We start from the raw sequence: 20,959 nt of genomic DNA on the forward strand, positions 1-20,959 counted from the left end.
CTCCTGGTGCAGTGCATCCCCACCCCGGTCCTGCGTGCAGGTCCTGCCCGGCTGCCCTTTCCTGATCCCTCATTTTTCTCTTTTGGCTTGACTCCATGAACCAGTCTCCCACTTCCACGGGTTCTTCCTCTCAACCGGGTGCGTCTGCACCCGCATCCTCCGGCGCTCGCCCCAGTTCGCAAGATGGCATTGCAGACCTGCTGGGTGGGCACCCCCGCCGCCGCTGGTGGCAACGCACCACCGTGTGGCTGGGTGTGGCGGCCGTGGTCGTTCTGGCAGGCGGCTGGGTAGCCTGGCAGGCCAGCCGCGCCGCGCAGGCGGCCCCCAGCTATGTGACCGAAGAGGTGCGCCGTGGCAACCTGACCCTGAGCGTGTCGGCCAACGGCACGCTGCAGCCCACCCGGACGGTGAGCATTGGCAGCGAACTCTCGGGCACCGTGCGCAGCGTGCTGGTGGATGTGAACGACAAGGTCAAAAAAGGCCAGGTGCTGGTCGAGCTGGACACCGCCAAGCTGGAGTCGCAGGTGCTCCGCTCGCGCGCCTCGCTGGCGTCTGCCCAGGCCAAGCTGGCCCAGGCAGCAGCCACCACCAAAGAGGCCCAGGCGGCCTATGCACGCTTGCAGGAAGTGGCCCGCCTCTCTGGCGGCAAGGTGCCTTCTGCCACCGAACTGGATTCGGGCTTGGCCACGCTGGACCGCGCCAAGGCCGATGAAGCCAGTGCCCGCGCATCGGTAGATGATGCCAAGGCGGCGTTGGCGACCGATGAAACCAATCTGTCCAAGGCCTCCATCCGTTCACCCATTGACGGCGTGGTGCTGACCCGCAGTGTGGAGCCCGGCAATGCCGTGGCTGCATCGCTGCAGGCAGTGACCCTGTTCACCGTGGTGGAAGACCTGACCCGCCTGCGCCTGGATGTGAGCGTGGACGAGGCCGATGTGGGGGCCCTGAAAGTGGGGCAGAAGGCCAGCTTCACGGTCAGTGCCTACCCTTCACGCCGCTACCCGGCCGATGTGACGCGGGTGTCGTTTGGCTCTACCAAGACTGATAACGTCGTCACCTACATCACCTGGCTGGACGTGGACAACAAGGACCTGAGCCTGCGCCCCGGCATGACGGCGGCAGCCACGATCACATCCACAGAGCGCAACGATGTGCTTCTGGTGCCCAACACGGCGTTGCGCTTTGCCCCCGCCAGTGCGGCAGGGCCCGAGGCTGCAGGCAAACCTGCTGGCGGAAACCGTGGAATCATGTCGCAGCTCATGCCCGGACCACCGCGCAGTGCCCCTTCGGGGCGCAAGCCTGCAGGCGCGGGCAACGCACGTGAAGGAGAGGGCCAGTCCAAACAGATCTGGCTGCTGAAAGACGGCGTGCCACAGCCGCTGCAGGTCAAGGTGGGCATCAGCGATGGCCGGATGACCGAGGTGAGCGCAGAGGGGCTGGAGCCGGGCGCGCGCGTCATCACCGACCAACGCACGGGCAAGGCCGCACCATGATGAAAGACCGCCGCAATGGTGCGGGCCACGCTGACGAAGCTGTTGCGCCCATCATCGAACTGAGGGGCGTGACCAAGGTGTACGGCGAGGGTGCGTTGGCTTTTCAGGCCCTGAAAGGGGTGGACCTGCGCATTGCCCCGGGCGATTTTGTCGCCATCATGGGCCCGAGCGGTTCGGGCAAATCCACGGCCATGAACACGCTGGGATGCCTAGACCGGCCCACCACGGGCGAGTACCTGTTCAAGGGCGTGCATGTGGAGTCGCTTTCGCGTGACGAACGCGCGCTGCTGCGCCGCCGTTACTTCGGCTTTGTGTTTCAGGGCTTCAACCTGCTGGCACGTACCTCAGCGCAAGAGAATGTGGAGCTGCCCCTGCTGTACCGTGGCGAACCTGCCCCGGTGCGCAAGGCCGCAGCGGCCCGTGCGCTGGAGGCGGTGGGCCTGAAGGGCTGGGAGCATCACACCCCGGCCGAACTCTCTGGCGGGCAGCAGCAGCGGGTGGCGATTGCGCGGGCCATCGTGACCGAACCCGTCGTGCTGCTGGCCGATGAACCCACGGGCAACCTCGACTCGCAGCGCAGCCACGAAATCATGGAACTGCTGTGGCGCTTGAACGCCGACCTGGGCATTACCGTGCTGATGGTGACGCACGAGCCCGACATGGCGGAATATGCGCGCCGCATCGTGCGCTTTGTGGATGGCGTGGTGGACACCGATGCCATCAACCCGCGTCCTACCGGTCTGCGCGCCACAGGCCACGCACCAGTGGCTCCGGTCACAGACATGCAGGGAGGTGTGTGATGCTGTTCAGCACCATCTTGCTGGCCCTGCGGTCCATCCGGCGGAACCTGATGCGCTCTTTCCTCACCATCCTGGGCATCGTCATTGGTGTGAGTGCCGTGATCACCATGGTCACGCTGGGCAACGGTGCCACCATGGCCGTGCAGACCCAAATCTCCAGCCTGGGCACCAACCTGCTGCAGGTGCGGCCTGGGCAGCGCATGGGGCCCGGCGGTGGTACGGGGGCCCCGGCGTTCAAGGACACTGATGCCGATGTGATTGCGCAGCAGATCGGTGGCATTCTGGCCGTAGCGCCCGAGGCCCGCGCCAGCACCACGGTGGTGGCCGGCGGACGCAACTGGACCAGCAGCATCATCGGCAGCACCAACGCCTGGCTGGAGACAGGCAACTGGACTTTGAGTTCGGGCCGCGCGTTCACCGATGAGGAGATGCGCGCAGGCGCTGCCGTGTGCCTGGTGGGCGAGACCATTCGCCGCGAGCTCTACAGCGGGCGCGACCCGGTGGGCGAGCAATTGCGGGTCAAGGCGTTCTCGTGCGAGATCGTGGGCTTGCTGGCATCCAAGGGGCAGGGCGCTTTTGGCAATGACCAGGACGACATGGTGCTGGTGCCCCTCAAGACGCTGCAGCGGCGGGTCACCGGCAATACCCGCGTGAACACGCTGCTGGTGTCGATGCAGGACGGCAGCGACCCCACGCGCGTCAAGCAGGCGCTGACCCAGCTGCTGCGCGAGCTGCGCAAGCTGGCAGATACCGATGAGGACAACTTCAACGTGCTGGACACCAAGCAACTGGCCGATACGCTGTCTGGCACCACCAAGGTGATGACCACGCTGCTGGGCGCTGTGGCGGCGGTGAGCCTGCTGGTGGGCGGCATCGGCATCATGAACATCATGCTGGTGAGCGTGACGGAGCGCACCCGCGAGATCGGCCTGCGCCTGGCCATTGGCGCGCTGGAGCGCGAGGTGCTGATGCAGTTCCTGATCGAGGCCGTGGTGCTGGCGGCCCTGGGCGGGCTCACGGGCATTGTGCTGGCGGGGCTGGCATCGCTGGGGCTGTCCGCGCTCATGGGTGTGCCCTTCCTGTTCAACCCCGGGGTCAACTTGCTGTCGTTCGTGTTTTCTGCCGGTATCGGGGTGGTATTTGGCTACTTTCCGGCACGGCGCGCGGCGCACATGGACCCGATTGACGCGCTACGGCATGAGTGAGCGACGGCGGGAGACTGATGAACGATCCCGCCGATAGCAATGAAAAAGCCCCTGGCCGTGAGACCAGGGGCTTGCGGGTGAAGAGGATGAAGGAATGAAGGAACGAGGCCTTATTCCACCGCAAGACGTGTGGCTTTGTTCTCGGGCTGAATGCGGGTGAGCGTGAGCGTCAGCACCCCATGTTCCAGTTTGGCGCGGCTGGTGGTGGCGTCCACCGCTTCGGGCAGTTGCCATGCACCCTGGAAGGGACGGGCCGCACCTTCTACGCTCTTCACGCGCACCACATCGTTTTCGATCTCGATGTCCAGCTGCTCGCGGGCCAGGCCGGGCACATCCAGCTGCAGCGTGAAGGTTTTTTCGTCGTGGCTGAACTGCAGGCCCGGCGTGCGCTGGGCGGGGCGGGATGCGCGCAAGGCATCGGCCATGAAGCGCTGCACTGCGGCGTCAGCAGCGCGGGGAGAGTAAGCGGGGGCGTAGGCTACAGCAGCACGGCGCATTACGGGGGCGAAGATCATGAGAGGGACTCCTATACACTGCGCGGCGCTCGGTGGTGGCCGCATGCTCAACAGGTGTGCATGGCGCGCCGGGTTTCAAGGAGTTTTTTCGCATGTTTTTTTTGAAGCCTCGCCTCTTGAAAAATCGCCGCAGCGCCTTAAAAAGCGCTGTCCAGGCCCTTGTCGGGGCATCGGCCATTGCCAGCGCTGCACTCGTGGTCTTGGCCCAGCCCGCATCGGCGGCAACATCGCAACCGGCAGGGGCTGCGGCCTCCGCACCTGCGGGCAAGCCCTTCAAGCTGGCATTGATTGAAAGCCTCTCGGGTACCTTTGCCAACACGGGCGAAGCGGTGTTCCGCAACGTCTACTGGGCTACGGAGCGGGTGAATGCACGCGGTGGCGTCAAGCTGCCTGCCTCTGCCGGTGGCGCGCGCCCGCTGGTCATTGAGCGCTACGACAGCAAGGGCCAGAACGAAGAGGCGCTGTCGGCATTGCGCGCCGCCATTGACGATGGGGCGCAGGTCATCCTGCAGGGCAACTCATCAGCCACCGCAGCCGTGCTGATCGAGGCCATCAACAAGCACAACGAACGTGAGCCCGTCAAGCGCGTGCTGTTCCTCAACTACTCGGCGGTAGACCCGATTCTGACCAACGAGAAGTGCAGCTTCTGGCACTTTCGCTTTGACGCCCATGCCGACATGCGCATGGCTGCGCTGATGGAAGTGATGCGCGAGGACAAGGCGCTCAAGAGCGTTTACCTCATCGGCCAGGACTACAGCTTTGGCCAGGCCGTGCTGCGCGAGGCCAAGAAGCAACTGGCCGTGCAGCGCCCGGACGTGAACGTGGTGGGCGATGAGCTGCACCCTGTGGGCCGTGTGAAAGACTTCGCTCCCTATGCCGTCAAGATCAAAGCCAGCGGTGCGCAGGCCGTCATCACCGGCAATTGGGGCAATGACCTGACCCTGCTGGTCAAGGCCGCACGCGAGGTGGGCTTTGAAGGCAGCTTCTACACCTTCTACGGCAATGCGCTGGGAGCGCCCGCAGCGATGGGCGACGCAGGCATTGGCAAGGTGGTGGCCGTGGCCGACTGGCTGCCCAATGTGCCCGGTGCGCAAAGCGAGGCGTTCTACCAGTCCTTCCGCGAACGCTTTCCCAAGCCGCAGGACGACTATGTGCACATGCGCATGCAGCTCATGATCGAGGCGCTGGCCCAGTCGATGGAGCGTGCAGGCAGCACCGACGTGGTGGCCATTGCCCGCCAGATGGAAAAAGCCAGCGTGCAGCTGGCCGGGCAGGGCGGCAGCATGCGCGCAGCAGACCACCAGTTTCAGCAGGCCCTGGCGGTGGGCGTGATGGACAAGAAAGGCGCGCCCGGCGTGAAGTTTGATGTGGAAGGCTCGGGTTACGGCTTCCGCGTGGTGCGGCAGATTGCTGCAGCCAGGGCAGAGCAACCGCACAGCTGCCAGATGCAGCGCCCCTGATTAGAAAACTGTGGAATATGCGGCGAAGCGCCCGCCGCATATTGATATGAAAAGTTAGCGCAACCAGCACATGGCTCCGGGCCACAGAATTTGTCGCATTGATCACTCATGCGCAAATTGCTGCTCCCACCGTGCCCTACGCCATTTCCCTGCTTGACAAAAGTCCCATCCCCGAAGGGGCTACGGCGGCCGAGGCGCTGCAGCGCACCGTAGCGCTGGCCCAACGCGCAGAACAACTGGGCTATCGCCGCTTCTGGGTGGCCGAGCACCATGGCAACCCGGGCCTGGCCGGCTCGGCACCCGAGGTGCTGGTGGCCCACCTGCTGGCGCGCACCTCGCGCATTCGCATCGGCTCAGGCGGTGTGATGCTGCAGCACTACAGCCCGTTCAAGGTGGCCGAGGTCTTCAAGGTGCTGGCTTCGCTCGCGCCGGGCCGTGTGGACCTGGGCGTGGGCAAGGCGCCTGGCGGCTTGCCACTGGCCACCCGTGCGCTGCAGGCTATGCACGTCAAGTCCCCGGCTTCAGGCTTCGATGTGCGCATTGCGGAGCTGGATGCCTTTTTGCACGGCACCCTGGACCCTGAGCACCCGCTGGCGGGCGCGGTAGCCTTCCCCGCGCCGCCCTCCCTGCCTGAGCGCCACCTGCTCGGCGGCAGCCCCGACAGCGCAGCGCTGGCCGCGCGCCACGGCTGGCACTTTACTTACGCAGGCCATTTCAATGGCGACCCGGTGAACATTGAGCGAACGGTACGTGTGTACCGCGAGGCTTCGGGGCGTTCGCCATCGCTGGCGCTATATGCCCTGGTGGCCCCCACGCAGGCGCAGGCTGAAAGCCTGGTGGGTGCCTTGCGCGTGTTCAAGCTGCACCTTTCTACGGGGCAGAGCGTCAACCTACCCAGCGCCCAGGCCGCAGCGGAGTTTGCGCGCCAAGCTGGCGTGGCGGACTACCGGCTGGAAGAGACCCGCCCCCATGTGATTGCGGGCTCACCCGAGCATGTGCGCGAACAGTTCGATGTACTCAGCGAGCGATACGGCATTGATGAGTTTGTGATCGATACGCCCGTCACGGGCTTCGCTGAACGGCTGGCCTCCGTCGAGCTGCTGGCCAGTGCCTACGCCACGGCGGAAGCCTGAGCTTGCTCACCCCCATCCCTTGGAGAAAAACCCATGAGCCACCAAGACACCCTCAAGTCTCCCATCCGCTTTGGCGTCATGCTGCACGGCGCGGGCGGCCACATGAATTCGTGGAAACACCCGGCAGGCCCAGCGGACGCGAGCGTCAACCTTGGCTTCTACATCGAGACCACGAAAAAGGCCGAAGCCAACGGCATTGCTTTCGCCTTCGTGGCCGACGGGTTGTTCATCAACGAGAAGTCCATTCCGCACTTTCTGAACCGCTTCGAGCCCATCTCCATCCTGTCAGCCTTGGCCGTGGCAACGTCCAAGATCGGTCTGGCGGGCACCATCTCCACCTCATACAGCGAGCCGTTCACTGTTGCCCGGCAATTTGCATCGCTGGACCTCATCAGCCAGGGGCGCGCAGGCTGGAACGTGGTGACCACGCCGCTGGAGGGCACGGCGACCAACTACAGCCGCAACCACCCCGAGCATTCGCTGCGCTACGAGATCGCGGACGAGTACCTGCAGGTGACGCAGGGGCTGTGGGACAGCTGGGACGACGATGCCTTGGTGCGCAACCGCGAGACCGGTCAGTTTTTCGACCGCGACAAGCTGCACACGCTGAACCACAAGGGGCGCTTCTTCCAGGTCGCGGGGCCGCTCAACATTGGCCGCTCCCCTCAGGGGCAGCCAGTGATCTTTCAGGCTGGCTCTTCGGACGCGGGCATCGGCCTGGCGGGCAAGTACGCCGATGCGGTGTTCACCCATTCGCCCTCCATCGAAGAGACCCGCAGTTTTCTGCGCAAGGTCAAGGCCAGTGCCGTGGCGCAGGGCCGCCAGGCAGATGATGTAAAAATTTTTCCAGGCATCGGGCCTGTGGTGGGGGCCACACAGGAAGAGGCCGAGGCCAAGTACCAGGTCATCCGAGAGTTGCTCACGGTCGATGAAGCGCTGGCCTACCTGGGCCGCTTTTTCGACCACCATGACTTCAGCCAGTACCCGCTCGATGAGCCTTTCCCTGAGCTGGGCGAGATCGGACGCAATAGCTTTCGCTCCACCACCGACCGCATCAAGGCCGATGCGAAGGCGCGTGGCCTGACTTTGCGCCAGGTGGCGCTGGAGGCCGCCACACCGCGTTCTCAGTTCGTGGGCACGGGCGCGCGCGTGGCTGACGAGATCATCCGCTGGGTGGATGAAGGCGCGGCCGATGGCTTCATCCTGGGCTTCCCGGTGCTGTCGCAGGGGCTCGATGACTTCATCACCTACGTGATCCCCGTGCTGGAGGCGCGGGGCCGCTACCAGCGCACGCTGCCTGGGAGCACCCTGCGCGACCACCTTGGCTTGCCACGCAAGGCCAGCCGTTACGCGCAAGCCGATGCAGGTGCTGCACCGGCGCCAGCTCGAAAGGTGGCGTGATGGGAGCGGCGTTGCCCATCCCATTGAAGCAGGACGTGGAACGCGTGGAAGCAGGCATTGCCGCCTTCATCCACGAGTTCAAGGCATTGCGCCGCGACCTGCATCAGCACCCCGAGCTGTCGTTCCAGGAGCACCGGACCTCGGCCATTGTGGCCGAGCGCCTGGCGCACTGGGGCTATTCCGTCACCACAGGCATTGCGGGCACCGGGGTTGTGGGCACGCTGCGCAAAGGGCAGGGCAGCAAGGCCCTGGGCATCCGTGCCGACATGGACGCACTGCCCATCACCGAGGCTACGGGCCTGCCCTATGCCAGCCGCAACACCGGAGTGATGCACGCCTGCGGGCACGACGGGCACACCACGGTGCTGCTGGCGGCGGCGCGTTTCCTCGCGGAGTCGGGCCGCTTTGACGGCACGTTGAACCTGATCTTCCAGCCCGCCGAGGAGCATGGCGGCGGTGCCAACCGCATGATCGGCGAGGGCCTGTTCGAGCGCTTTCCGTGCGATGCCGTGTTCGGTCTGCACAACTGGCCCTGTGTGGGCGAAGGGCACTTTGGCTGCGTGACTGGCCCGGCCATGGCCTCGGTGGACCAGATCACCATCACCGTACGCGGCAAGGGCGGCCACGGCGCCGCACCGCACGACACGGTGGACCCGGTGGTGGCCAGCGCCCACATCATCACCGCGCTGCAGACGGTGGTGTCGCGCAACGTGGACCCGCTGGACATGGGCGTGGTCACGGTGGGCTCCATCCACGGTGGCAATGCGCCCAATGTGGTGCCCGAGAGCGTGGAACTCAAGCTCACCGCACGTGCCTTCAAGCCGGAGGTGCGCGAAATTCTCAAGCAGCGCATTCCCGCCATTGCCCGAGCCCAGGCCGAGAGCTTTGGCGCGACGGCCGAGGTGCTGTACCTGCCGGGCTACCCCGCCGTGCTGAACCACGAAGTAGAGACGGAACTGGCGCGCAGTGTGGCCCGGGACACCTTCGGAGATGCACGCGTCGATGCAGGTTTTCGCCCGCGCACAGCCAGCGAGGACTTCGCATTCATGCTGCTCAAACGACCTGGCAGCTATGTGTTCGTGGGCAATGGCGATGGTGCATCACTGCACAGCCCTTACTACGACTTCAACGACGCCATCCTCGCGCCCTCGGCCACCTACTGGGTGCGTCTGGCCGAGCGGTTTCTTGCCTGACGGGAGCCCACCATGAGCGACAGATTCATCTACACCACGCCACTGGATCCGTTGGCCCGGCCACTGATCGACGAGCTTTCGCACGAGTACGAGAGCCGCTATGGCGAGTTCTACCAGCAGGACGGCGGCCCGCGCGAAATGGACAAATACGCGCCCGAGCTGTTCTCGCCCGCGCAAGGCGGAAACTTCGTGCTACTGCTGCGCGATGGACAAGCCATTGGCGGCGGCGCCTTCAAGCGCCATGACGACCCCGAAACGGCTGAACTCAAACGCGTGTGGACCCACTCGGCCCATCGCCGCCAGGGGCTGGCGGGCCGCGTGCTGCAGGAGCTGGAGGCCCAGGCGCTGCGCCAGGGCTATGCGCGGCTGTACCTCACCACTGGTTTTCGCCAGCCCGAGGCTGTGGGGCTGTACCTGCGCCACGGCTACACCGCATTGTTCGATACCTCGCTGCCGCACGAAACCTACCGGCACCTGCCGTTCGAGAAGTGGCTGCGGGTGGCCGCGCTGGCCCGCGTCGCCTGATTCCGCCTGCTGTTGATCGATCACTCCCCACAAGTTCTCACCATGTCCACAATCACCACCCTGGATGCCGCTGGAGGCCTGCCACGAGGCCCTGTGCATGCCGCTGCACCTGCTGGCAGCCACGCGCCCAGTGCGCCCCCTGCAACACCATCGCCCGCCAAGGGCGACTACTCGCACTACCGGGTCGTGCCCGCGCGGCACCGCGCGCGGGCCGCGGGCACCGTGTTTGCCGCAGTTGTCATTGCGCTGGTGCTGTACTCTGTGCTCACCAACCCGCGCTGGGGCTGGGGCGTTTTCGGTGAGTATTTCTTCTCGGAGCCCGTGCTGGTAGGTCTGGGCCGGACCCTGCTGCTCACGGCGCTGGGGGCGCTGTTCGGCTTCACGCTAGGTACGGCGCTGGCCCTGGCTCGCGTGTCGCGGTCGCCGCTGCTGGCGGGGCTGTCGTGGGCTTTCATCTGGATCTTTCGGTCCATTCCGGTCATCGTGCTGCTGCTCATCATCAACAACCTGGGCTATCTGTACGAGACCGTGAGTGTGGGCCTGCCGTTCACTGACTGGACTTTCTTCTCGTACCCCACCACGCAGCTCATCAGCCCCTTCGTGGCGGCGCTGATCGGGCTCACGCTGAACCAGGCGGCTTTCGCGTCGGAGATTGTGCGCGGCGGCATCCTGTCGGTGGACCAGGGGCAGCTGGAGGCGGCGGCCGCGCTGGGCCTGCCGCGCCGCCGCCAGGCGTTTCGCATCGTGCTGCCGCAGGCCATGCGCTCCATCCTGCCCGCAGGCTTCAACGACATCATCGGTCTGGCCAAGGGCACCTCGAATGTCTACATCCTGGCCCTGCCTGAGCTGTTCTACACCATCCAGATCATCTACCGCCGCAATCTGGAAGTGATCCCGCTCTTGATGGTGGCCACCGTGTGGTACCTCGTCATCCTCACTGTGTTGTCGCTGCTGCAGTACTACATCGAACGCCATTTCTCCAAGGGCGCGCTACGCAGCCCGCCGCCCTCCCTATTTAGCGCTGTCGCGGTCCGTCTGTGGCCCGCGCGGCGGGCCGTTGTGGCGCCGGAGGCCGTTGTGCCGGCAGCGCCTGCGCCTGTGGCCGTTCCCCGCTGGACAGGCGCACTCAACCGCGGCGGTGAGGTCACCATCCATGGGGTGTCCAAACGCTATGGTGCGCTGGAGGTCTTGAAGGACGTGACGCTGACCGTGTTGCCCGGCAGCGTGACAGTGATCCTCGGTCCATCGGGCTCGGGCAAGTCCACGCTGCTGCGCTCCATCAACCACCTGGAGCGCGTGGACGGCGGTTTCATCGCCATCGACGGCGAGCTGATCGGCTACCGCCAGGATGCGGACACGCTTTACGAGCTGGGCGAAAAAGACATCCTCAAGCGCCGCGTGGACGTGGGCATGGTGTTCCAGAACTTCAACCTGTTCCCGCACCTCACGGTGCTGGAGAACATCGTCGAAGCGCCGGTCACCGTGCGCAAGCTGGCGCGTGCAGAGGCGGAGGCCCTGGCGCTGGAGCTGCTGGCCCGCGTGGGCCTGTCGGATAAGGCGCACAGCTACCCCCGGCAGCTTTCGGGCGGTCAGCAGCAGCGTGTGGCGATTGCCCGGGCGCTGGCGCTCAAGCCCAAGGTGCTGCTGTTCGACGAGCCCACCTCGGCGCTAGACCCCGAGCTGGTGGGCGAAGTGCTCGACGTCATCAAGGAGCTGGCGCGCACCGGCACCACACTGGTCATCGTGACGCATGAGATCGGCTTCGCCCGCGAGGTGGCCGACACCGTGGTGTTCATGGAGCAAGGCCGGGTGGTGGAGACCGGCACGCCCGCCAAGGTGTTCAGCCAGCCCGATCACCCCCGCACGGCGGCCTTCCTGGCCAAGGTGCTCTAGACCTTTCTCGTGCGCCGCTGTTGCAGGTCTGTTCACAGGCCTGGCGGCAGCGTGTGCAACGCAGCTTACTTCTCAACCATCCCGACAGCCTTTTTATCCTGGAGTCGATCCATGACCTTTGTGAACAAGACCCTGGCCGCCCTGGCGCTGGCCGCTGCCTCCATCGCAGCCCTCGCGCCCATCCATGCCTCTGCTCAGGCCATTGACCTGAGCCCTGAACAGCCCGGGCGTCCGCGCTCGCAAAAGGTAGACGAAGCGATCAAGCTCGTCTCCAAGGATTTCAAGTTCGCCAAGGAGGGCGTGCTCACCGTGGGCACCACCACAGGCCGCCTGCCATTTGGTGCCTACGCCACTGACAACAAGACGCCCGTGGGCAACGCGCCCGACATTGCGCAGCTGGTGGCCGACAGCCTGGGCCGCAAGCTGGAGCTGGTGTCCGTAGCCTGGGCCGACTGGCCGCTGGGCTTGCAGTCGGGCAAGTTCGATGTGGTGATCTCCAACGTCACCGTGACCGAGGAACGCAAGGAGAAATTCGACTTCTCCACCTACCGCAACGATCAGCTGGGCATCTACGTGTCTGCCAAATCCAAGATCACGTCGATCAAGGAGCCCAAGGACGTGGCGGGCCTGAAGGTGGTGGTGGGCGCAAGCACCAACCAAGAGCAGATCCTGCTGCGCTGGAACCAGCAGAACATCGCAGCGGGCTTGAGGCCCGTGGAGATCCAGTACTACGACGACGATGTGGTGCTGTATTTGGCCCTGGCTTCGGGCCGCGCCGACGCATACCTGGCCCCCAACGGCATTGCCGCCCACAACGCACGCGACGGTAAGACCCGGCTGGTGGGCACCTTCTCGGGCGGCTGGCCCCAGGCGGCCGAGATCGCCGTGACCTCGCGCAAGGGCTCGGGCATTGCCGATGCGATCACGGTGGCGCTGAACGCGCAGATCAAGAACGGCAACTATGCCAAGGCGCTGGAGCGCTGGAACCTGCAGTCCGAGGCGATCCAGGTCGCGCGCACCAACCCACCCGGCCTGCCCAAGAAGTAAGCCTCTGCAGTGTTCAAGGACCTTCCATGACTCTCCATCCCCTGTCTTCCCTGTCGCGCCGCAGCCTTGTGGCCCTGGCCTCGGCGTGTGCGCTGTCCTGCGCTTGGACCGTTGCCAGCGCTGCCGCCGCATTCGATTTCAGCCCCGAGCAGAAAGGCCGTGTCCGCGCCGAGAAGGACGCCGCTGCCATTCAGGCGATCCCGAAGAACTTCAAGTTTGTGAAGGAGGGCGTGTTCACCGTGGCCATCGCACCCTTTGCGCCGCCCATCGCCACCTACGCGAGCGACGCCAAGACCGTGGTGGGTTTCGATCCCGACTACGCACAGCTCATCGCCGATGCGCTGGGCCTCCAACTTGAGTTGCTGCCGATTGCCTGGGCCGACTGGCCGCTGGGTCTTTCCTCCGGAAAGTACGACGCGGTGATCTCCAACGTGGGCGTGACGGAGCAGCGCAAGGAAAAGTACGACTTCTCCACCTACCGCCTGGGGCTGCACGGCTTTTACGTGCGTGCCGACAGCAAAATCACGTCCATCAAGGAGCCCAAGGACATTGCCGGGCTCAAGGTCATCACCGGTTCGGGAACCAACCAGGAGCGCATCCTGCTGGAGTGGAACAAGCAGAACATCGCAGCGGGCCTCAAACCCGTGGAGGCGGTGTACTTTGACGACGACGCCGCACGGTTGCTGGGCGTGGTCTCGGGCCGGGCCGACGCGAACTTCAACCCCAACGCACCGCAGGCCTACCACGCGGCCAAGGACGGCAAGATCAAGCTCGTGGGCACGGTGAATGCGGGCTGGCCGCTCAAGTCCGACGTGGCCATCACCACGCGCAAGGGCTCGGGCCTGGCCGATGCGCTCACGCTGGCGACCAACGGGCTCATCAAGAGCGGCAAGTACACGCAGGCGCTGCAGCGCTGGAGCCTGCTGGAAGAGGCCTTGCCCAAGTCCGAGACCAACCCCCCTGGACTGCCGAAGTTCTGACCATGGCGATTGAGCACCTTGCATTTCTGACCCCCGGCAACTACGCCGAGGACAGTCCACACCAGGGGCTGGAAGATACCTTGCGCCTGTTCGAGCAGGGGGAAGCCCTGGGCTACCAGGGCGCTTGGGTGCGCCAGCGGCATCTGGAGCGGGCGGTTTCGTCCGCAACCACGCTGCTGGCAGCCGCCACGCAGCGCACGCGGCGCATTGCGCTGGGCACGGCGGTGATCCAGATGGGGTATGAAAACCCCTTCAGGCTGGCGGAAGACCTGGCGACGGTGGATGTGCTCTCGCACGGGCGGCTGCAGGTGGGGTTGAGCGCGGGTGTGCCGCCGTACGGGCCGCTGCTGGGTGGGCGCCTGTTCGATGGCGATGCGCAGGGCATCGACTTCTCGCATGCGCGTGTGGAGCGCCTGCGCAGCAACCTGCGGGGTGATTTTTTTGGCGATGACGACTTCTTCGTGGAGTCGCCCGCAGGCCGCCACCGTCCGCGTGTGCAGCCTCATGCTGCCGGGCTGGTGGAGCGCCTGTGGTACGGCGGCGGCTCGTTGAAATCGGCACAGTGGGCGGGTGCGCAGGGCTACCACTTACTCATCGGTAACCTCAACCGGGGCGAGCAGACCGACAATTTCTTCGAGGCGCAGCGCAGCCAGCTGGACCTGTTCCACGCGAACTGGTCGGCGCCCTATGCCCCGCGCGTGGCGCTGGGCCGTGTCATCGTGCCGCTGGACAGCGCCGACGCCGCCACCCGTGCACGCTACCGCGCCTGGGCTGCGCTCAGGGTGCCTCGCACGCTGGGGCCGCAGGGTGATCGCTGCACACTGTTCGCGCGCGACCTGGTGGGCACGTCTGACGAAATCCTGGAGAGCCTGCGCCAGGACCCCATCGTGCCGAGCGTGCAGGAGCTGCGGCTGGAGCTGCCATACGACTTCACGGGCGAGGAGTACGCCCAGATCCTGAGCGACACCGCGCGGTACATCGCGCCCGCGCTGGGCTGGTCACCAGCACAGACCGTGAAAGCGTCCGATCACAGCTTGCCACGTGCCGCGGCCACCTCGCGCCCCAGCTCAATCACCGCCATGGCGTAGTAGCTGGACCAGTTGTAGCGGGTAATGGCGTAGAAGTTCTCGGTGCCCGCGACATAGGTGGGCGTGTCGCCACCGTTTTGCAGCTCCACCAGGGCCATGGGGCCTTTGTGGGCCGCGCCTGCGGGCTCCAGTACCACGCCCTTGGCCTGCATGCTGGCTGCGCTGAAGGTGGGAAGGATGTCGGGGGCCAGCAGCTCGTCGAGCTTGAGCAGGGCGGGGTCAAACTGCACCGCGTAATGGGTGGGCATACCCGTGGTCCATCCGTGGCCCTTGAAGTAGTTGGCGACCGAGCCAATCGCATCCGTGGGGCTGCGGAAGAGGTCGATGCGGCTGTCACCGTCAAAGTCCACGGCAAAGCGGGCCCAGCTGGAGGGCATGAACTGGCCTAGCCCCATGGCTCCTGCGTAGCTGCCACGCACCTCGAAAGGGTCGATGTTGGTGCGGTTGGCCAGGCTGAGCCACTGCTCCAGCTCACGGCGGAAAAACTCCGTGCGCTCTTTGGCTCGGGGGTGGGCCGCCGGAAAATCAAACGCCAGCGTTGCCAATGCGTCCATCACGCGGAAGTTGCCCATCTGCTGGCCGTAGATAGTCTCCACGCCGATGATGCCGACGATGATCTCTGCGGGCACGCCGTATTCCTGCTCGGCCCGCGCAAGGGCTTCCCGGTGCTCTTGCCAGAAGCGCACCCCGGCGCGAATGCGGATGGGGTCGATGAAACGACTGCGGTACACGCGCCAGTTCTTGGCGGTGCCCGATGCGGGGGGAAGCATCAGCTTGGGCACATTGCTTAGAAAACGGGCCTGCCCAATGGCCTGGCGCACCCATTCACGGTCCAGCCCGCGACGCTCTGCCACGTCGTCGGCAAACTGCATGGCATCGCCGCGCTGGGCGTAGAGGGTACCCCCTTGCACAGGGCTGCGCGCTATAGCGGGAACTTGAGAGGTTTTTTGGGGCTTTGCGCTTGCGGATAGAGCGGTGGCAGCTATGAAACTAGTAGCAAGCAGAACAGTTTTGAACATGAAATACATCAAGAACGGGGCGGGGGCTCTGGCCACGCCAGGGCTTTGAATTCGCGCCGCAGGGTGCCGAGGGATGCGGCGGGTTGCGGGGCATAGCGTACCTGCTCCATGCGCATCAGCCAGTCGTGGAGGGGTTTCACGCTGGCTGCCGCGCCCCAGTGCTGCTGCACGCGCTGGGCCATGCTGCGGGGGGGCAGGTTTTCGGGCAGCTCCAGGCCCTTGTCGGCCAGGCGCTTGCGTGCCTGGGTGAGCAGGCGCAGCCAGGGGTCGTGCTGGCTGCGCTCCCACCAGCTCCAGCCGCCACCTGCCAGGGCTGCTGCGGCCAGCAGCGCGCCCAGCACGGTGCTCAGGTCCTGCCAGCTGGGCGATTCAAATCCCAGCTTTTTCAAAAGGTTCATCTGGCTGTTCTGGGTGTAGTTCAGCACCCACTGGTTCCAGCTGTTGTTCACGGCTTCCCACATGGCGCGCATGCGCTGCAAGGTGCTGGCACCGATCATGGTGCCCATGGCCGATGCGAAGGCTCCCTGCGGAACGGTGAGGCGCTGTGCCTGTCCCACGCGCCCCGGTGCCACGGCCCCGGTGGGGTCTACGCGCACCCATCCGCGCCCCTCCATCCAGACCTCGGCCCAGGCATGGGCATCGCTTTGGCGCACGGTCCAGAAGCCATCCACCGGGTTCATGCTGCCGCCCTGGTAGCCGGTGACGATGCGCGCGGGCACGTCCAGCGCGCGCATCAGCACCACAAAGGCCGACGAGATGTGCTCACAAAAGCCTTCCTTGCGGTCAAACCAGAATTCGTCCGCCGTGTGCTGGCCGTACACGCCGGGCTCCAGCGTGTAGGTATAGCCACCGGTGCGCAGGCGGGCGAGCGTGGCGTCTACCAGGGCGGCGGCGTCGGCATTGGCCAGGGCCGGGTCGGCGCGCATTTGCGCTGCCAGCGCCAGAGTGCGGGGGTTGAAGCCGGGGGGCAGATCGGTGAATTCGCGCAGTTGCCTCACGGGCGTGAGGGGCCCGTGCTGAAAGGTTGGGTAGCTTTCGGCCCGGTAGCGGACGATGTCCATGATGGGGCGGGCCGCCGTCCATTGCAGGTCCTGCGTCATGTAGACGGGGTTGTCGGGCAATGTGGGGGCGGTGGGGGTGGCTTCCAGCACCATGACCCAGGGGCGCTTGAGGGCTTCCATGGTGACTTCGTAGCGCAGTGGTGGGCCTTGCACCTGCAAGTCGGCGGGCAGGCCGACACGGCGTGCCCAGTTGTTGTCTTCACGGTATGGCTCGGCCTTCCATTCGCGCCCATCAAATCCCGTCAGCACAGGCCCCCGGAAATACATGCTGGAGGGCGGGGGCAGTTGCTGTGCTGGCTGATCAAAACGCACGCGGAATGCCACGGACTCGTTGAGCGCCAGCTCTGCAATCGTGCCTACCTTCATGGAGCCTGAAAGGCCCGTGCCACCCACCAGCTGGTCGTTGGGCACCCCCCACAGCGGAGCCATGCGGGGGAACAGCACAAACAGCGCCACCATGATGGGCGTGCCCAGCAGGGCCATGGTGCCTGCGATGCGGAATGATTGCCACAACGGCGGGCGGCCCACCGGCATGTGGGCATTGACCAGCGCCGTCAACATGCCCAGCAGGCCCAGCAGCATGGCCGCCGCAGTCAGCAGCGACTGGGAGGTGAAGAACGTGCTGATCATGGCGAAAAAGCCCAGGAAGAAAATCACCAGCGCGTCGCGCCGTGCGCGCAGCTCCAGCGTTTTCAGGGCCAGCAGGGCGATGACCAGGGTGACCCCGGCCTCGCGCCCGAGGAAGGTGCCATGCGAAAAGATGGTGCCGCCAAACGCCAGCGGTCCCAGGATGATGGAGGTGGCCCACCGCGGCGGCAGAGGGCGGCTGTGCCAGGCCAGCCAGCCACGCCACAGCAGCACACCCGCCACCATGAGGCTGGTCCACACCGGCAGCCACTGCACCTGGGGCGCAACGATCCAACCGATGACGGCCAGCAGAAAGAGCGTATCGCGCGTGTCCCTGGGCAAGTTGGCCAGCGTTTGCCGCAACGGCACACGCTGCGGCGCGGGGGCTGTGGTGCGGGTGTTCATGCGGGGGCTCCTGTGGGGGAGGGGCGAATGCACGCGTGTAGAGGTGTGCTATGAAAAAAGTAGCTGCTTGCGCTTATGTATATTGCGCTGGAGGTCAATTGGGGCATGAGGCTGGAGCGAGAGGGCTTCATGGTCAGCACAAGGCCAGGGCTTCCAGGCACTGCAGTCGATGCGCGGCACCGCTGCCCGGGGCAATGGTGCGACCTGGCACGCGCAGGCCATAGTCCAGGCCCAGCCGGTCGGCCTGCAGCACCCAGGCTGTCACGCGGGAGATACGGGCCTCCGGGTCGGGCAGGTTGGCTTTGGACACGTCCAGCCACAGCTCCTGCCGCTGGCTTTGCTGCGTGTCGCGGCTGACCAGATCGTCCGTGCCGCTGCCCAGGGATTTGGCGGCCTTCTTCCACACCACCTGCTTGAGCGGGTCGCCCCGCCGGTAGGCGCGCACCCCGTCAAATTCGCCCACACCCTGCGCGGTGGCGCTGCCTTTGCCCGCAGCCCTGGGCTCTCCCGGGGGCAGCGGTGGTGCTGGCACTTCAGGGGCTGGATACACCAGCATTTGAGAGGCCGGACGCCAGTAGGTCCAGACCCGGAAGGTGCCCAGCGGAAAACGGGTTTCTGCCGTGAGCGTAGGCACCTGGTGCAGCCCACGCCGGTGCGGTTTGAACGCCACATGTACCAGGGCTTGGCCTTGGGCGGGCACATCGGTCCACACCCAGTGGTGCGCGCTTTGCCCCTCGGGCTCATGCACGGCCACGCCAATGCCGTAGCGCGGGCTGGTGCGTGTGCTGGAGAGTTGCACTTCCAGCGCAGCACTGTTGCCCATGAACTGCGGTTGGGGTGGCTTCAGGTGCAGGGTGGTGCCCCGCAGGGTGGCGTGGCAAATGTGCATGCCCACCACGGCACTGCCCGCCAGCATGAAGGTAAGCAGATAGCCCAGATTGAGCTGGAAGTTGATGGATGCCACCAGCAGCACCAGCAGTGTCAGCGCCAGCATCCAGCCCGAGCCGGTGGGCAGGATGTAGACGTTGCGTTGGGTGAGGGTGAGCGTGTCGGTGAGCTTGAGGCGGCCTTGCCACCAGGCGCGGAACTTGCTGCGCAGCGGTGCCAGGGGCGAGAGGCCAGAAAGCGTCAGGCGGGCCATGGGTGGTGCCGTCACGCAAGCGGCGTGGCGTCTACCATGGCGCGCACCTGCTCGACGGAGCCGCGCCCGGCGTCGCCCACCGGCACCAGTCGGTGGGCAATGGTTTGCGGCAGCACTGCCTGCACATCGTCCGGGGCCACGTAGTCGCGCCCGCTGATCAGCGCCTGCGCCTTGGCGGCGCGCATCAGCGCAATGCCCGCACGCGGCGACAGCCCTTGAAGGAACCACTTGCCCGACCGCGTGGCGGCCACAAGGTCCTGCACGTAGTTGAGCAAGGCGTCTGACGTGTGCACTGCCAGCACCTGGCGCTGCAGTTCTGCCAGCTCGTGCGCGTCCAGCAGGGCGGGCAGGGTGTCCACCATGTCGCGCCGGTCCGAGCCCGCCAGCAGCAGGCGCTCGGCGGCACGGTCGGGGTAGCCGATGGAGATGCGCATGAGAAAGCGGTCCAGCTGCGACTCGGGCAGAGCAAAGGTGCCGAGCTGGTCTTGGGGATTTTGTGTGGCGATGACGAAAAAGGGCAGGGGCAGCGGGCGCGTGGCACCTTCGACCGACACCTGCTTTTCTTCCATGGCTTCGAGCAGCGCGCTTTGCGTTTTGGGGCTGGCGCGGTTGATTTCGTCGGCCAGCAACACCTGGGCAAACACGGGACCTGGGTGGAATACAAAGCCTTCCTTGCCGCGCTCATAGACCGATACACCTGTCAGATCGCTGGGCATCAGATCGGCTGTGAACTGCACGCGCGAGAATTGCAGCCCGAAGGTGCGTGACAGCGCATGCGCCAAGGTTGTCTTGCCCACGCCGGGCACGTCTTCAATGAGCAGGTGCCCCCCCGCCAGCAGGCAGGCCACGCAGTCCTGAACCTGCGCCTTTTTGCCCACGATCACCGTGTTAAGCTGATCCAGAAGCGATTTGATTTTGTGCTGTGCATCCATGGCGCAACGTTATCCGAAAAACTCTGAAAAAATCGACACGTGGGGACAAGACTGTGAGCAAGACGGGCTATTTCACGCACAGGGACTGCTGGAAACACGAGATGGGCCCTGGCCACCCCGAGTGCCCGGAGCGGCTGGATGCGATTGAGGACCGCCTGCTGGTCACTGGCGTGGGTGATGCCCTGGAGCGGTTTGAAGCCCCCGAGGCGGCCCTGGCCGACATTGAACTGGCCCATGACCGCATGCACATCGCGGCCCTCAGGGGGCTGTCAGACCGGCTCAACGAAGAAATGCTGGCGGGTGGCCCGAGCCACACACAACTGGATACCGACACCTCCATCAACGCCCACACCTGGAAAGCCGCCCTGCGTGCTGCAGGCGCAGCACTGGCAGCCACCGATGCCGTGATGGCCGGTGAGCTGGAAAACGCCTTTTGCGCGGTGCGCCCCCCAGGGCACCATGCGACCCGCAGCAAGGCCATGGGTTTCTGCTTTTTCAACAACGTGGCGGTGGCTGCCAAATATGCGCTGCAGCGCTACAACCTGCAGCGCGTGGCCGTGGTGGACTTTGATGTGCACCACGGCAACGGTACGGAAGACATCCTGGCCGGAGACTCGCGTGCGCTGATGGTGAGCATCTTCCAGCACCCGTTCTACCCCTACAGCGGAGACGTGGACCCGGCCCCCAACATGGTGAATGTGCCTGTGGCGGCATACACCCGTGGCATGGAGATCCGCGAGATCATTGAAATGATGTGGATTCCCCGGCTGGAAGCCTTCAAGCCCGAGATGATTTTTGTGAGCGCCGGTTTTGACGGCCATCGCGAAGACGACATGGGGCAGTTGGGCCTGACGGAGCAGGACTACACCTGGATCACCCAGCGGGTAAAAGACATTGCCCGCCGCTACGCCAAGGGCCGCATCGTGTCGTGCCTGGAAGGCGGTTACGTAATGGGCCCCTTGTCGCGCAGTGTGGAAGCCCATCTGCGCGTGCTGGCTGATTTGTGATTTTTGAGATGGATTGGACGTCAGGTCTGGGGCC

At 65.3% G+C, this 20,959-nt stretch carries 18 protein-coding genes; 13 read left to right on the top strand and 5 right to left on the bottom strand.

Features of this window, described 5'->3' with window-relative positions; translation table 11 throughout:
* The first annotated feature begins 95 nt into the window (after positions 1 to 95).
* Genes AACH87_RS09155 through AACH87_RS09165 form a run of 3 tightly spaced genes read left to right on the top strand, consistent with a single transcriptional unit; the run spans position 96 to position 3,498 of the window.
* Positions 96 to 1,493, top strand: a complete 1,398-nt coding sequence (locus tag AACH87_RS09155; RefSeq protein WP_338798498.1) for an efflux RND transporter periplasmic adaptor subunit — start codon at positions 96 to 98, stop codon at positions 1,491 to 1,493.
* Positions 1,490 to 2,293: an ABC transporter ATP-binding protein gene (locus AACH87_RS09160; protein ID WP_338798499.1), complete on the top strand. Its 804-nt coding sequence runs from the start codon at positions 1,490 to 1,492 to the stop codon at positions 2,291 to 2,293. Before AACH87_RS09155 ends, AACH87_RS09160 begins: the two co-directional genes overlap by 4 nt.
* Positions 2,293 to 3,498, top strand: coding sequence for an ABC transporter permease (locus tag AACH87_RS09165; RefSeq protein WP_338798501.1), 1,206 nt, complete (start codon positions 2,293 to 2,295; stop codon positions 3,496 to 3,498). The genes AACH87_RS09160 and AACH87_RS09165 overlap by 1 nt, the downstream gene beginning before the upstream one ends.
* A gap of 110 nt (positions 3,499 to 3,608) precedes the next feature.
* Here AACH87_RS09165 and AACH87_RS09170 read toward each other — a convergent pair whose 3' ends face one another.
* A complete protein-coding gene (locus tag AACH87_RS09170) occupies positions 3,609 to 4,013 on the bottom strand; it encodes an Hsp20/alpha crystallin family protein (RefSeq protein ID WP_338798502.1) in 405 nt (134 codons plus the stop codon).
* Between the two features lie 194 nt (positions 4,014 to 4,207).
* Here AACH87_RS09170 and AACH87_RS09175 point away from each other — a divergent pair, with 194 nt between their 5' ends.
* The 9 genes from AACH87_RS09175 to AACH87_RS09215 all read left to right on the top strand — a co-directional run bounded on the left by AACH87_RS09175 (position 4,208) and on the right by AACH87_RS09215 (position 14,733).
* A complete protein-coding gene (locus AACH87_RS09175; protein ID WP_338798900.1) occupies positions 4,208 to 5,473 on the top strand; it encodes a branched-chain amino acid ABC transporter substrate-binding protein in 1,266 nt (421 codons plus the stop codon).
* Between the two features lie 131 nt (positions 5,474 to 5,604).
* The gene (locus AACH87_RS09180) at positions 5,605 to 6,606 is read left to right on the top strand and encodes an LLM class flavin-dependent oxidoreductase (protein WP_338798503.1); all 1,002 of its coding nucleotides are present in this window, start codon (positions 5,605 to 5,607) and stop codon (positions 6,604 to 6,606) included.
* A 33-nt stretch (positions 6,607 to 6,639) separates the two neighbouring features.
* Positions 6,640 to 8,007, top strand: a complete 1,368-nt coding sequence (locus tag AACH87_RS09185) for an LLM class flavin-dependent oxidoreductase (protein ID WP_338798504.1) — start codon at positions 6,640 to 6,642, stop codon at positions 8,005 to 8,007.
* Complete coding sequence (locus tag AACH87_RS09190) at positions 8,007 to 9,200, top strand: M20 aminoacylase family protein (protein ID WP_338798505.1); 1,194 nt, start codon at positions 8,007 to 8,009, stop codon at positions 9,198 to 9,200. The genes AACH87_RS09185 and AACH87_RS09190 overlap by 1 nt, the downstream gene beginning before the upstream one ends.
* Positions 9,201 to 9,212: 12 nt before the next feature.
* The gene (locus AACH87_RS09195; protein WP_338798506.1) at positions 9,213 to 9,725 is read left to right on the top strand and encodes a GNAT family N-acetyltransferase; all 513 of its coding nucleotides are present in this window, start codon (positions 9,213 to 9,215) and stop codon (positions 9,723 to 9,725) included.
* A gap of 42 nt (positions 9,726 to 9,767) precedes the next feature.
* A complete protein-coding gene (locus AACH87_RS09200; RefSeq protein WP_338798507.1) occupies positions 9,768 to 11,618 on the top strand; it encodes an amino acid ABC transporter permease/ATP-binding protein in 1,851 nt (616 codons plus the stop codon).
* Positions 11,619 to 11,729: 111 nt separating this feature from the next.
* Positions 11,730 to 12,665, top strand: a complete 936-nt coding sequence (locus AACH87_RS09205; protein WP_338798508.1) for an ABC transporter substrate-binding protein — start codon at positions 11,730 to 11,732, stop codon at positions 12,663 to 12,665.
* A gap of 26 nt (positions 12,666 to 12,691) precedes the next feature.
* Positions 12,692 to 13,645 (top strand): ABC transporter substrate-binding protein, encoded by a 954-nt coding sequence (locus AACH87_RS09210; RefSeq protein WP_338798509.1) that lies wholly within the window; start codon positions 12,692 to 12,694, stop codon positions 13,643 to 13,645.
* Between the two features lie 2 nt (positions 13,646 to 13,647).
* Positions 13,648 to 14,733, top strand: coding sequence for an LLM class flavin-dependent oxidoreductase (locus tag AACH87_RS09215; protein WP_338798510.1), 1,086 nt, complete (start codon positions 13,648 to 13,650; stop codon positions 14,731 to 14,733).
* Here the strand turns inward: AACH87_RS09215 and mltB are convergent.
* The 4 genes from mltB to AACH87_RS09235 all read right to left on the bottom strand — a co-directional run bounded on the left by mltB (position 14,673) and on the right by AACH87_RS09235 (position 19,918).
* Positions 14,673 to 15,605: a lytic murein transglycosylase B gene (gene mltB / locus AACH87_RS09220; RefSeq protein ID WP_338798901.1), complete on the bottom strand. Its 933-nt coding sequence runs from the start codon at positions 15,603 to 15,605 to the stop codon at positions 14,673 to 14,675. The two genes, AACH87_RS09215 and mltB, sit on opposite strands and share 61 nt — an antisense overlap.
* A 155-nt stretch (positions 15,606 to 15,760) precedes the next feature.
* Complete coding sequence (locus AACH87_RS09225) at positions 15,761 to 17,845, bottom strand: DUF3488 and transglutaminase-like domain-containing protein (protein ID WP_338798511.1); 2,085 nt, start codon at positions 17,843 to 17,845, stop codon at positions 15,761 to 15,763.
* Between the two features lie 133 nt (positions 17,846 to 17,978).
* On the bottom strand, positions 17,979 to 18,986 hold the full coding sequence (locus tag AACH87_RS09230) for a DUF58 domain-containing protein (RefSeq protein WP_338798903.1): 1,008 nt from the start codon (positions 18,984 to 18,986) through the stop codon (positions 17,979 to 17,981).
* Positions 18,987 to 18,997: 11 nt separating this feature from the next.
* A complete protein-coding gene (locus tag AACH87_RS09235) occupies positions 18,998 to 19,918 on the bottom strand; it encodes a MoxR family ATPase (protein WP_338798512.1) in 921 nt (306 codons plus the stop codon).
* Positions 19,919 to 20,019: 101 nt separating this feature from the next.
* On the opposite strand from AACH87_RS09235, the gene AACH87_RS09240 reads away from it, so the two are divergent.
* Entirely contained in the window at positions 20,020 to 20,925 is a 906-nt protein-coding gene (locus tag AACH87_RS09240) for a histone deacetylase family protein (RefSeq protein WP_338798513.1), read from the top strand.
* The last annotated feature ends 34 nt before the right edge of the window (positions 20,926 to 20,959 follow it).

This window comes from Acidovorax sp. DW039 (genome assembly GCF_037101375.1).
Classification (GTDB): domain Bacteria; phylum Pseudomonadota; class Gammaproteobacteria; order Burkholderiales; family Burkholderiaceae_C; genus Acidovorax.

What these genes read in the sequence shown, in the direction of transcription:
- AACH87_RS09230 (WP_338798903.1), bottom strand. Translation starts at nt 18,986, where the DNA reads ATGGCCCGCCTGACGCTTTCTGGCCTCTCGCCCCTGGCACCGCTGCGC.
- AACH87_RS09225 (WP_338798511.1), bottom strand. Translation starts at nt 17,845, where the DNA reads ATGAACACCCGCACCACAGCCCCCGCGCCGCAGCGTGTGCCGTTGCGG.
- AACH87_RS09215 (WP_338798510.1), top strand. Translation starts at nt 13,648, where the DNA reads ATGGCGATTGAGCACCTTGCATTTCTGACCCCCGGCAACTACGCCGAG.
- AACH87_RS09240 (WP_338798513.1), top strand. Translation starts at nt 20,020, where the DNA reads ATGGGCCCTGGCCACCCCGAGTGCCCGGAGCGGCTGGATGCGATTGAG.
- AACH87_RS09195 (WP_338798506.1), top strand. Translation starts at nt 9,213, where the DNA reads ATGAGCGACAGATTCATCTACACCACGCCACTGGATCCGTTGGCCCGG.
- AACH87_RS09210 (WP_338798509.1), top strand. Translation starts at nt 12,692, where the DNA reads ATGACTCTCCATCCCCTGTCTTCCCTGTCGCGCCGCAGCCTTGTGGCC.
- AACH87_RS09185 (WP_338798504.1), top strand. Translation starts at nt 6,640, where the DNA reads ATGAGCCACCAAGACACCCTCAAGTCTCCCATCCGCTTTGGCGTCATG.
- AACH87_RS09155 (WP_338798498.1), top strand. Translation starts at nt 96, where the DNA reads ATGAACCAGTCTCCCACTTCCACGGGTTCTTCCTCTCAACCGGGTGCG.
- AACH87_RS09235 (WP_338798512.1), bottom strand. Translation starts at nt 19,918, where the DNA reads ATGGATGCACAGCACAAAATCAAATCGCTTCTGGATCAGCTTAACACG.
- AACH87_RS09170 (WP_338798502.1), bottom strand. Translation starts at nt 4,013, where the DNA reads ATGATCTTCGCCCCCGTAATGCGCCGTGCTGCTGTAGCCTACGCCCCC.
- AACH87_RS09205 (WP_338798508.1), top strand. Translation starts at nt 11,730, where the DNA reads ATGACCTTTGTGAACAAGACCCTGGCCGCCCTGGCGCTGGCCGCTGCC.
- AACH87_RS09160 (WP_338798499.1), top strand. Translation starts at nt 1,490, where the DNA reads ATGATGAAAGACCGCCGCAATGGTGCGGGCCACGCTGACGAAGCTGTT.
- AACH87_RS09190 (WP_338798505.1), top strand. Translation starts at nt 8,007, where the DNA reads ATGGGAGCGGCGTTGCCCATCCCATTGAAGCAGGACGTGGAACGCGTG.
- AACH87_RS09200 (WP_338798507.1), top strand. Translation starts at nt 9,768, where the DNA reads ATGTCCACAATCACCACCCTGGATGCCGCTGGAGGCCTGCCACGAGGC.
- AACH87_RS09165 (WP_338798501.1), top strand. Translation starts at nt 2,293, where the DNA reads ATGCTGTTCAGCACCATCTTGCTGGCCCTGCGGTCCATCCGGCGGAAC.
- mltB (WP_338798901.1), bottom strand. Translation starts at nt 15,605, where the DNA reads ATGCAGTTTGCCGACGACGTGGCAGAGCGTCGCGGGCTGGACCGTGAA.